Annotated in this window: 11 protein-coding genes; 1 reads left to right on the top strand and 10 read right to left on the bottom strand. The window is 48.5% G+C overall.

The window, feature by feature from the left end:
- Positions 1-353: 353 nt before the first annotated feature.
- The 7 genes from BR62_RS0107070 to BR62_RS0107040 form a co-directional block, all read right to left on the bottom strand.
- Positions 354-1,556 carry an MFS transporter gene (locus tag BR62_RS0107070; protein ID WP_007409050.1) on the bottom strand — a complete coding sequence of 401 codons (1,203 nt, stop codon included), beginning with the start codon at positions 1,554-1,556 and terminating at the stop codon, positions 354-356.
- Positions 1,557-1,671: 115 nt separating this feature from the next.
- Complete coding sequence (locus tag BR62_RS0107065; RefSeq protein WP_007409049.1) at positions 1,672-2,760, bottom strand: toxic anion resistance protein; 1,089 nt, start codon at positions 2,758-2,760, stop codon at positions 1,672-1,674.
- Positions 2,761-2,766: 6 nt separating this feature from the next.
- On the bottom strand, positions 2,767-4,389 hold the full coding sequence (locus tag BR62_RS0107060; RefSeq protein ID WP_025284191.1) for a YceG family protein: 1,623 nt from the start codon (positions 4,387-4,389) through the stop codon (positions 2,767-2,769).
- A 69-nt stretch (positions 4,390-4,458) separates the two neighbouring features.
- A complete protein-coding gene (locus tag BR62_RS0107055) occupies positions 4,459-5,232 on the bottom strand; it encodes a TerC family protein (RefSeq protein ID WP_003156644.1) in 774 nt (257 codons plus the stop codon).
- Positions 5,233-5,270: 38 nt separating this feature from the next.
- Positions 5,271-5,849, bottom strand: coding sequence for a TerD family protein (locus BR62_RS0107050; protein ID WP_003156645.1), 579 nt, complete (start codon positions 5,847-5,849; stop codon positions 5,271-5,273).
- Between the two features lie 32 nt (positions 5,850-5,881).
- Positions 5,882-6,463, bottom strand: a complete 582-nt coding sequence (locus BR62_RS0107045; RefSeq protein WP_007409047.1) for a TerD family protein — start codon at positions 6,461-6,463, stop codon at positions 5,882-5,884.
- A 23-nt stretch (positions 6,464-6,486) separates the two neighbouring features.
- Positions 6,487-7,083, bottom strand: coding sequence for a TerD family protein (locus BR62_RS0107040; protein WP_015239102.1), 597 nt, complete (start codon positions 7,081-7,083; stop codon positions 6,487-6,489).
- A gap of 275 nt (positions 7,084-7,358) precedes the next feature.
- Between BR62_RS0107040 and BR62_RS0107035 the strand changes: the two genes are divergently transcribed.
- The gene (locus BR62_RS0107035; RefSeq protein ID WP_029973930.1) at positions 7,359-8,354 is read left to right on the top strand and encodes an LLM class flavin-dependent oxidoreductase; all 996 of its coding nucleotides are present in this window, start codon (positions 7,359-7,361) and stop codon (positions 8,352-8,354) included.
- Between the two features lie 44 nt (positions 8,355-8,398).
- Here the strand turns inward: BR62_RS0107035 and BR62_RS0107030 are convergent, their stop codons facing one another.
- The 3 genes from BR62_RS0107030 to BR62_RS0107020 are packed head-to-tail and all read right to left on the bottom strand — an operon-like array spanning position 8,399 to position 10,905.
- Positions 8,399-9,238 (bottom strand): metal ABC transporter permease, encoded by an 840-nt coding sequence (locus BR62_RS0107030; protein ID WP_007409044.1) that lies wholly within the window; start codon positions 9,236-9,238, stop codon positions 8,399-8,401.
- On the bottom strand, positions 9,196-9,891 hold the full coding sequence (locus tag BR62_RS0107025) for a metal ABC transporter ATP-binding protein (protein ID WP_003156655.1): 696 nt from the start codon (positions 9,889-9,891) through the stop codon (positions 9,196-9,198). The genes BR62_RS0107030 and BR62_RS0107025 overlap by 43 nt, the downstream gene beginning before the upstream one ends.
- Before the next feature lie 54 nt (positions 9,892-9,945).
- Positions 9,946-10,905 carry a metal ABC transporter substrate-binding protein gene (locus tag BR62_RS0107020; RefSeq protein WP_032867360.1) on the bottom strand — a complete coding sequence of 320 codons (960 nt, stop codon included), beginning with the start codon at positions 10,903-10,905 and terminating at the stop codon, positions 9,946-9,948.
- Between the last annotated feature and the right edge of the window lie 59 nt (positions 10,906-10,964).

Below are 10,964 nucleotides of genomic sequence, written 5' to 3'. Positions count from 1 at the left end.
ATACCGTAACACGTTTGTAATAAGTCAAACAAACATCATAATCCCTTTTATTTTGTATCATTACTTTAAAAACATCCCTGTGTCTTATTTTCCTCTGGTATGCTTCTAAATACTCTCTAATCCTCCTTATTGAGGATAAATTATAAAGGAAATCGGGCTTTTATCAGGCTTGAGAACGTTTCCATCGAATGTGCTGCAAACTGATTTCCTATCCTTTTTTTACAAATACAAGAATTTTTTTGCGACATTGTCCCGGAAAAAGAAGTTTTCGCCTCCTGAAAATAAGGAATATTAAGGAAAAATATAGGTCTGCCAACAGACAGCTCACTAAAAAAAGCACCCCAAAAGGGTGCTCATTGCGCAAGCTCTGTCTGTTTCGTTTCTTTTCCGAGAATAAGAATGGTGATGACGGCAATCAGGATGGCTGCACAAAAGACGGCGAAAATCACTGTAAACGAAACGTTCCGGGCTGCAAGCGATCCGACGAGAAGCGGACCGAAAATGCCGCCGATTCTGCCGACGGCCGCCGTTGTGCCGGAACCGGTCGCACGAATCGCCGCAGGATACTGCTCCGGTGTATAGGCGTAAAGCACGCCCCATGCGCCGAGATTGAAGAAGGACAGCAGCATGCCCGCTGTGAGCAGCATGGCCAATGAATCCGCGGCACCGAAGAAATAAGCGCTGCCCGCCGTTCCGAGCAAATAGATGACTAAGATGGTCTTCCGCCCCGCTTTTTCGATCAGCCACGCCGCAGAGAAATATCCGGGAAGCTGGGCAAGTGTCATCAGAAGGACGTATTCGAAGCTCTCAATCATGCTGTAGCCTTTCATCAGCATCACGCTCGGCAGCCATAAAAACATGCCGTAATATGAAAAGACGACGCAGAACCAAACGACAGACAGCAGCACCGTCGGCCGGATATACGGTTTCGTCCAGACACTTCCCGCCTGCCCGCGTATGCTTTTTTTCTGCGGCAATGCCTGATGCGCCGGTGATTCCGGAAGGCTTCTCCGCAAGTACAGCGCATAAAATGCGGCCAGCGCCGTTAAGAGCAGCGCGGCCTGCCAGCCGAATGACGGTATGACAAAGTAGGAAATCACCGCCGCAAGAAGCCAGCCCGCGGCCCAAAAGCTCTCAAGCAGCACGATGATCCGTCCCCGCTTTTCGGGAGGGGACGCTTCTGACACGAGCGTCGAGGCGACAGGCAGTTCCCCGCCAAGCCCCATTCCGATCAGAAAACGCAATATGAGAAAAACCGTCAATCCCGTTGCGAAAGCGGATATGCCGCTTCCGACAGAAAAGAATAACAGCGTGATCATAAACACTTTTTTCCGGCCGATCCTGTCGGCCAGCATTCCGAATACAAAGGCGCCCGCTGCCATACCGATGGAATTGACGCTTCCGATCCATTTCATTTGATCGGGTGTTAAATTCCAATCAGTGTGAAGCGCGGCGATAATAAACGATAAAATTCCGACATCCATCGCATCAAACAGCCAGCCCATTCCGGCAATCGCCAGAAGTTTTCGCGGAGTGACGGCAGGTTGTTTATTCATAAGCAGCACCTCAAATCGAAAATGATTACCGTATAAGTTTACACCTGTCTTTACACATTGTCATTATCTTTTTTCGCAAAAAAATCCCGCTTGCCGTAAGCAAGCGGGGTGTGTGTTAATTCTTTAAGACTGCGGTTTTAATATTATCCTGAAGCTGTTGAATCCGTTTCGCGCCGTCTTCTCTGATACGTCTGTTCTCTTCCTCGATCTGTTTCGTTTCCTGCATACCGCTGACAATCGTATTCCAAGACGTTTCAATCGTCTCAATGTCAATGCTCGGACGGCCTGCCATACGGGCAATTTCCACGCTTTGATTTGAGATATTTTCAGCGTTTCGCTTCAGCATTTCATTCGTGCGGCGGTCCAGCTCGCTCATTGAATCAGCCACAAGCTTTTGCCGTTTGACTGTGACAGCCTGAATGATGCCGTTTTTGAAAATCGGAATCGTAATGACGAAAGCGGAATTGATTTTCCCGATGAGCTTCGTATTTCCGCGCTGAAGGAGGCGGATCTGCGGCGCCGTTTGCAGCGCCACCATCCGCGCCATATCTAAATCATAGACACGTTCCTCAAGCGCCTGAAGCCCGTCACGCAGCGTATCAAGCTGCATTTGCGCAAGCTGGTTTCCGCCGGCCGCTTTTTCTTCATAAGAAGGAATGAGCGCCTGCATTTCCTCAAGCTTCATCTGCCCGGCAACGACATACTTTTCAAGCTCCATGTAGTAGTTAATGTTGTTTTCATACATCTCTTCAAGCGTATGGTTCGTCTTTGCCATTTCATCTTTGTATTTTGAAATTTCGACGTGGATTTTTTCAATTTCTCCGCCCAGGGTGCGGTACTTTTGAAAAATCTTTTCAATCATGCTGTTGCCGCGTTTGAACATTTTAGCGAGAAATCCTTTTGGTTCATCGAAATCATTTTTGTCAAAACGGTCCATGATTTTTCCGAGCTGCGTCAGCATTGTGCCTGAATCCGTGACACTTGTTGTTTTCATCATATTTAAGATGCGGTCGGAGAACTTCGAGATTTCAACTGCCGGTTCTTTTCCGTACTCAAGCAGCTCCATTTGGTTTTTCACGTCAATCTGCTGTGAAATGCGCTGCACCTCAGGGTCTTGGCGCAGCTGCACCCTGATGTCATCTGCTTTTTGTTCAGAAATCTCTTCATTTTTATCAAGAACAAGCGGATTTTGATTTTCTGTCATGTTTATTTACTCTCCCTGCTTTTGCGTAATGGTTCTAAACAGCTTTCTTACGAGTGACGGCTCCTTATATTCCTGCCGAAATACCATGTCCTCCAGCCAATGGACATCAAATTGGCTTTCTTCAATATAATGCTCAATGTCTTGATGCCCCGGCGGATTATACAAGATGATATCGACGCCGAATTTATTTAAAAACAACAGAGCGGCGGCGTCAGAACGTGTGAGTTCGCCATTTTGTTCCGTATGATATAAAACGAGTTTCGGAACGGTTTGGGCGTAATCAAACGTCTGAATCAATTGCAGCAGCGAAGCGGGCAGGTTCGTCGCCTGGCGGAACAAATAGATTGCGGCATCCCTTGCCTGCTCCCCGGGCAAAGCCTTCAGCCCTGGGTTTCTGCACATGTCAGAAATCACATTGGCGATGGCGTTCTGCACGCCTGACGGGAGATGCTTGTACTGCCAGATGTTGCTTCTTTTCAGCCTGTCCGCGTCAATCGCTCCTTCTTCGTTCAAAACCTGACTGTAGTGATACTGGTAGTTGGCTTTCAGCTCTTCCGTAAACGGAAAACTGCGGATCATGTGTGTCTCCTGATAGTCTGCGGCGGTATGGAGTCTATTCCAATATTCTTTCGTATCTTTGGAAACCCCCATCACTTTCGCAAAAAGGTTCGGAACGGCCACCCGCTCCCTGTCCGCTTTAAATTGCGGCCGGATAAACGCCCGCTCCTTCGCAATGAGAAATAACTCATCATACGTCGTTTTTAATGTCACGGACTGCGGGGTATGATCCCTGAACTGCCAAGGCTTATACATCATAGATTCCTCATGGTTCAGCACATGCTCAATTTCTTTCGTTGACCGGTAGGCCGTCGTGGACGTTCTGTCCGGCTTTTCTTTCGGGAATGGCTCAAGGCCGCCTGTTGCGGGGAGCTTTATCACAAAGCTGAGTTCCTCATCCGGATCAATCAAGCTGAACGGATCTTCCGCAGCCGGATGAAACAATAGGACGTCACAGCCGATCAGCATGAGATAATAGAGAAAATAAAGCTGGCTTTTGGTAGCGTCTCCATACCACACCACCTTCGGCATCTCACGCTCTATATCGGCTTGTTCGAGCCATGGATTCAGGTGGTTCAGCGAAAACTTTGACACATCCAAGAGCACACGCCGGAAATCGGGATGATTCAGCCCATTTTCATGCCGGTCCGCAAAGGTTTCCAAAAGCGTCATAAACGCGGTTCTCAGCCGGCGGTGCATAAGCGGATCAGCGTGTTTGGCAAGCAGCCTGCCCCCATCGAGAAACGCGACAAATCTGGAAACCGAAAGCCCTTTCTCTTTTTGATTGACCGAATGGATGTGCTGGAGCGCCTGAAACGTTTCAGGCGCGATGGTCTTATCCAGCGTCTCGCTTAACACATGGATGTTTTCATGAGAAGACAGCTCGAAAAGCTTATTGTAATACTCCGTCTCATCATAAGGAGTGCCCAAAATCCGGACGGCAAGCCGGGTAAACGCCAGCCCGTTTTCCCGCTCGTAACCGGGACGTTCCGGCAGCGGCCGCAGCAGAAACGTTTCCCAGTCATCGTTTTCCGGCTCTGCCTTTCGGATCACCAATTCTTCCTGCCTCATCATTTTCCTCCTTTCTCTTCATGATCGGTACAAAAAAGGAAGGAAATGAACTCTCCCTCCTTTTTTGTTTTATTCTTCTTTAGATGCAGCCGTTTGCTCCTGAACCTGCTTTTGTTTGTTGAAATAGTGGATAATAAACGTTACCACAAACGCAGCGATGATGATTCCGAAGAACACCACGTGCGGCATTTCATAATCAAAGGCGCTCGCCGCCATTTTCACGGCGATAATCCCGATCAGCACAAAAGCCGTATTTTCAAGCTCAGGGATTTTATCAATTAAAACAAGGAATACTTTTGCGACTGTACGCATCATGAGAATGCCAAGCATACCGCCGATCAAGAGCACCCACACTTTTTCCGATACCGCAAACGCGGCCAGAATGCTGTCAACAGAGAAGGCCAAATCCATTAACTCAACTGAAACGACAGTGGCCCAGAAAATTCCGAACGTACGGACCATCCATGAATTTTTCTTCATGCCTTCCGTATCGTCATCACCTTCTCCGATCCAGAAATGCTTAATGACGAGCCAAGCCAGGTACAGCGCGCCAAGCACTTTAATCCACCAGAACTTAATGAGCAGCATTCCGATCCCGATAAAGATAAAACGGAAAATATATGCCCCGAACAATCCGTATGTTAATGCTTTCTTCCGCTGTTTTTCAGGCAGATGCCTTACCATCACCGCAAGCACTAACGCATTGTCGGCCGACAGCAGCCCTTCCAGCAGAACCAAGGAACCGATCAGCCCCCATGATACAGGGTCAGTCAGCACCTCACCCCACATTTTCCAATCAAAAAAGGAAGCGTAGGTCGACATAATATGATGTAGAAAATCCAAGTTTTTTCCTCCTATTTAGTAAAACGGTAATTTCCTGCTTACACCTGCAAGCCGTAATTCCGGCAAAGTGATGCCAGACCGCCGGAAAACCCGCTGCCGATGGCGTTAAACTTCCACTCAGCCCCATGGCGGTAAAGCTCACAAACGACAACCGCCGTTTCAATCGAGAAGTCTTCCCCTAAATCGAAACGAAGCAGTTCATTCTGGCTGTTTTCATCGACGACGCGCACGAACGCGTTCGAAACTTGTCCGAAATTTTGGCCGCGCGCTTCCGCATCATGAATCGTGACGGTGATGCCGATCTTTTCAATATTTGCGGGTATTTTTGAGAAGTCGACGATAATTTGTTCATCGTCTCCCTCGCCCTCGCCCGTCCGGTTGTCTCCCGTATGGATGACGCCCCCGCTTGGGTGTTCCAGGTTATTGTAGAAAACAAAATCAAGATCATTTACACAGTTGTCATGGGCATCGACAAGAAAAGCCGACGCGTCAAGGTCAAAGTCATGCCCTCCGGAGTACTTGTTCGTATCCCAGCCTAAGCCGATCACCGCTTTTGTAAGGCCAGGGTTCGTTTTTGTCAGATCAACACGCTGTCCTTTCGCCAATTGAATAGCCATGTGCCGTCTCTCCCTTCTGTGTGTGATATGGTTCAGCCGATTTGCAGGCCGTAATCTGTCGCAATACGGGCCAGTCCGCCTTGGTAGCCTGAGCCGATCGCGGAAAATTTCCATTCGCCGTTATGTCTGTAAAGCTCCCCTGCGATAATGGCTGTTTCAATTGAGAAATCTTCAGCCAGATCATAGCGGATCAGCTCCTCATTTGTCTCTTCATTGACAATGCGCACGAACGCGTTGGAAACTTGTCCGAAGTTTTGGCCGCGCGCTTCCGCTTCATGAATCGTGATGACGAATGAAATTTTGTCAATAGCCGCGGGCACTGCGCTCAGGTTGACCCTTACGCTTTCGTCATCGCCCTCGCCCTGGCCTGTCAGGTTGTCGCCTGAATGTGCGACAGAGCCGTTTCCGCCTTCAAGCTGATTATAGAAAATGAAATCATCGGGCGACGCGCATTTTCCTGCTTCATTTAATAGAAAGACGCTGGAATCTAAATCAAAATCATGTCCGCCGTCGTATTTGTTTGTATCCCAGCCAAGGCCGACAACGACTTTAGAAAGACCCGGATTTGTTTTAGTCAAATCTACTTTTTGTCCTTTTGCCAATGAAATTGCCATGTGTGCACTCTCCTTTTTATCGTTTAGGCGTATCGGTTAACGATATCGCCGATTTTTGTATCGTTTGTGCCTTCTCCTACTGCGGCGAATTTCCACTCGCCGTCCTGGCGGTAGATTTCAGCCGCGATCAGGCTCGTTCTGCCTGAATAGTTATCTCTTAAATTGTAAGTCACCAGTTCTTCGCGGTTAGCCTGATCAACGACGCGGATGAACGCGTTTTGAATCATGCCGAAGTCCTGTTTTCGTCTGACGCAGTCGTAAATATTGACGACAAACACAAGTTTATTAATCTGAGCGGGCACTTTCGCCAAATCGATGAGGATTTGTTCATCATCGCCGTCGCCTTCACCCGTCAGGTTGTCACCCGTATGTACGACACCGCCGCACCGGCTTTTCAGATTGCCGAAATAGATGACGTTTTTGCTGTCTGTCATTTTATCATTTTCAAGCATCAGTACGGAAGCGTCACAGTCGATATTGGCACCGCCTCCGCCGAACAGCTTTCCGAAAAAGCCCCCGGATGATACAGGGTCCCAGCCGAGTCCGACCAGCAGTTTTGACAGGCCGGCTTTTCCTTTTGTTAAATCAATCCGCTGTCCTTTTTGTAAAGAGATCGCCATATGATTCACTCCTATTCTGTAAGGGTGCCGCTAAGCACGCCGCAAGTGCGCATTTTTACTAAATTCCGGGACAAGAATCCCGGTGTTTATTAAGATATACGTCTTTTATTATATCAAAGTTTCATAAAACATAAGAATTTTTGGCGAAAAACGGCGAAAAATTACTTCCTATATTCTCCTTCGTTCCGGAGAAAATAGAGAAAACAAAGAAATTGACGAAGACTGAACATTTTTCCTATCCTTGTATCAATACATGTCAGGAAAGGGGCAGACGAGTGATTGATTTAAGCATACTTGATCAGGCGCCCGTATCCAAAGGAAACGGGCCGCACGAGACGCTCCGCCGTTCAGCGGAGCTCGCCCGCCTCAGTGAAGGATGGGGCTATAAGCGGTACTGGTTTGCCGAGCATCACGGCACAAGAGGGCTCGCAAGCGTTTCGCCGGAAATTATGATCGCTCATACCGCCGCAGCTACAACATCCATCCGTGTCGGATCAGGCGGCGTGCTGCTGCCGCAGTACAGCCCCTATAAAGTCGCGGAAACTTTCCGTCAGCTTGAGGCGCTGCATCCGAACCGGATTGACCTTGGGGTCGGACGCTCACCGGGCGGCACGACGAAAATCCGGCTCGCCCTCACAGACGGAGTAAAGAAAAGCATGACCGAGTTTAACAGGCAGCTTCAGGATTTATCATCCTTTCTGACAGATTCGGTTCCCTCGGACCATGCTTATGCCGGAATAAAAACAGCGCCTTTGATTGAAACAGCCCCGCAGCTTTGGGTGCTCGGCCTCGGGGAAAACAGCGCCAGACGCGCCGCTCTTCAAGGTGCGGGCTATGTCTTCGGCCATTTCATTAATCCGGAACGCGGGGAAAAAGCTTTTCAGATCTATCGGGACCATTTCCGGGCCTCCGCCCATTTTTCCGCTCCCGCCTCGCTCTGTGCCATTTTCGTCATATGCGCGGCTACGGATGAGAAAGCGGAAGAACTCGCCTTAAGCCAGGATTTATGGCTTCTTCGTGTCGGAAAAGGCGCCGACAGCCGCGTGCCGAGTGTGGAAGAAGCGAAGGCTTATCCGTATTCGCCGGAGGATCGTAAACAGATAGAAGAAAACCGGAAGCGGATGGTGATCGGCTCTCCTGCCGCAGTGAAACGCCGTCTGCTTGAACTTTCTGCGCGGTATCAGACAAAAGAGATGATGGTGCTGTGCAACGTCTTTGATTTCGAAGCAAAAAAAGAGTCATATGAGCGTCTTGCTGATATATTTCTGTAAAAAAAAGCCGTCAAACGGAGCAGCAGATGAGACTGCTGCACCGCTTAACGGCGGTTTTTTCGTTCTTTTCCTTTTTTAAACGCATTCCAAATCCCCTGCAGCGTAAACCCGAGCAGAAGCAGAATGATTAACAGTAAAGTGATTGACGGCCCCGGAGGCGTTCCGAGCTGGTACGAAGACGTCAGCCCCATGAACACACTGAAAAGAGAAATAATAATGGCTGCCGCAAACACCCATTTAAACCCTTTGGCGATACGGATTGCAAAAGCCGCGGGCAGTACGAGGAGCGCGGAAACGAGCAGCACGCCGATAATCGGAATAATGACCGAAATCGCCAGCCCCGTCACGATGCTGAATGACATTGACAGGAGGTTTGTGTTAATGCCTGATGTCTTCGCCGTCGCCTCGTCAAAAGTAAGCAGATAGAGCGGTCTGTTTAATATAATGAAATAAAGCAAAATCAGCAGGGTAATGCCTCCGATAATATAGACCTGCTGCTGGCTGACCGTGACAAGCGATCCAAATAAATATTGATCGATGCTCATCGACGCGCCGCCTTTTGACAGGCTGATCAGAAACATCGCAAACGACAGCCCGGCCGCCATTAAGATTGCGATAGATACCTCGGAATATGTACGGTACGCCCGCCGCATGTATTCAATGCCGATCGCTCCGATCGTGACGACAACGATGCTCGCCGCCGTAATATTGGTACTGAGAAAAAAACCGATGGCCACGCCCGACAATGAAATATGAGACAGCGTATCCGCCATCAGCGCCTGTCTTCTCAGCACGAGATATACGCCTAATATCGGCGCCATAATTCCGATCATGCTTCCCGCTAGAAAAGCTCGTCGCATGAATTCCAAGTCAAACATTTCCATCCGCCTTTTTCCCCCCTTTCAAGCCGTATGACTTTATCCAGATACTGCTGTACTTCGTTTTGTTCGTGTGTCACCATGACGACAGTGCGGTTGTGATTTTTCACCTGATGGTGCATAAATTCGTAGAAACCCTGTCTGCTTTCATAATCAACCGCGGTTGTCGGCTCATCAAGCATCAGCAGATCCGGATTGCTCGCAAGCATTCTCGCAATGCAGATTTTCTGCTTCTGTCCGCCGGATAAATCGCCGATTTTCCGGTGGCGGAAATCCCACATTTCCACCATCTTCAGCGCGTTTTCCACCTCATGGTGATCCGTTTCGTTCAATCGTTTAAACCATTTTCCTTTCGTATAACGGCCTGATTGCACAAGCTCCAGAACCGTACTTGGGAATCCTGCGTTAAATGAAGAAATCTGCTGCGGAACATAGCCGATTGTCAGGCGTTTTCCGGCTGCGTTTTTTTTACTGATCTCGGCCGTTCCTTCCCAAGGTCTGAGCATGCCGAGCATGACTTTCATCAGCGTCGATTTTGACGCGCCGTTCGGTCCTGTAATGCCGACGAATTCGCCGCTTTTGATTTCCAGCGACACGCCGTCAAGCACGGGTGTATGCGAATAACCAAAAACGATATCCTGTAATGTAACGAGATTCATGCTGACCTTCCTTTCCCGCATAGAAATAGTGTGCACCCCGCGGCGCACACTATGTTATTTAACCAATAGCGAATCTTTCAGTGCATCAAGGTTTTTCTCCATAATGTCGATATAACCGATGCCTTTATCCCGTTCTTTTTGGCTTAAACCTTCCAGTGTATTGAGCACTTCCGTTTTCGCGCCGATTTCACCGGCAAGCGTATCTGCAACTTTAGGCGATGCAACTTCTTCAAAGTAGATGATCTTCACATCATGCTGTTTGGCAAACGTTTTGAGATCCGCCAGTTTGGCCGCACTCGGCTCTTCTTCAGGAGAAAGGCCTGCAATCGCAACTTGTTTTAAGCCGTATTCTTTGGCGAGATAGCTGAATGCCGCGTGCTGTGTGATCAATTCTTTTTTCGCCGCTTTATTTAATGTTGTACGGTATAGTTTATCAAGATCCTGCAGTTTTGCAATATATTCTTTACTATTTTTCTCATAGTATGCTTTATTCTTCGGGTCCTGTTTTACAATCTGCGCCGTAATGGTTTTGACCTCTTTTTGCGCAAGAACCGGGCTGAGCCACACGTGAGGGTCCATGCTGTGGCTGTGGTCATGACCGCCGTGTCCATGTTCCTCTTCCTCTTCATCCGAACCTTCGAGTAAGTCAATTCCTTTCGACGCCTTTACAAACTTCGCATGATCAGAGCCCATGCTTTTTTCCGCTGAAGGAACCCATGTCTCCATATATTCGCTGTTGTATACGAAAAGATCGGCGTTTTGAATGCCGGCGATATCCTTCGGCGTCGGCTCCCAATCATGGGGTTCGACCGAAGACGGGATGAGAATGTCTACATCGCCTTTGTCTTTGACAATTTGTTTCGTGAATTCGTACATAGGATAAAAGGTCGTCACGACGTGCAGTTTGCCGCTTTTTGAAGAACCTGACGAACCTTTTGAAGATGAATTGCCGCAGCCCGCCGCAATTAAAAAGCATGCCGCAATGACAATGATTCCGCTCCATTTTTTAAACAAGCCGTTTCCCCCTGTTCTGTAAATCAGAATGATGACGATTTCCAAAGCGTTCTTTCTCG

It is taken from the genome of Bacillus sp. UNC69MF (genome assembly GCF_000746035.1).
Classification (GTDB): Bacteria; Bacillota; Bacilli; order Bacillales; family Bacillaceae; genus Bacillus; species Bacillus velezensis.
The sequence above is the reverse complement of the archived record's forward strand: the minus strand, read 5'-3'. Positions and strand labels throughout refer to the sequence as shown.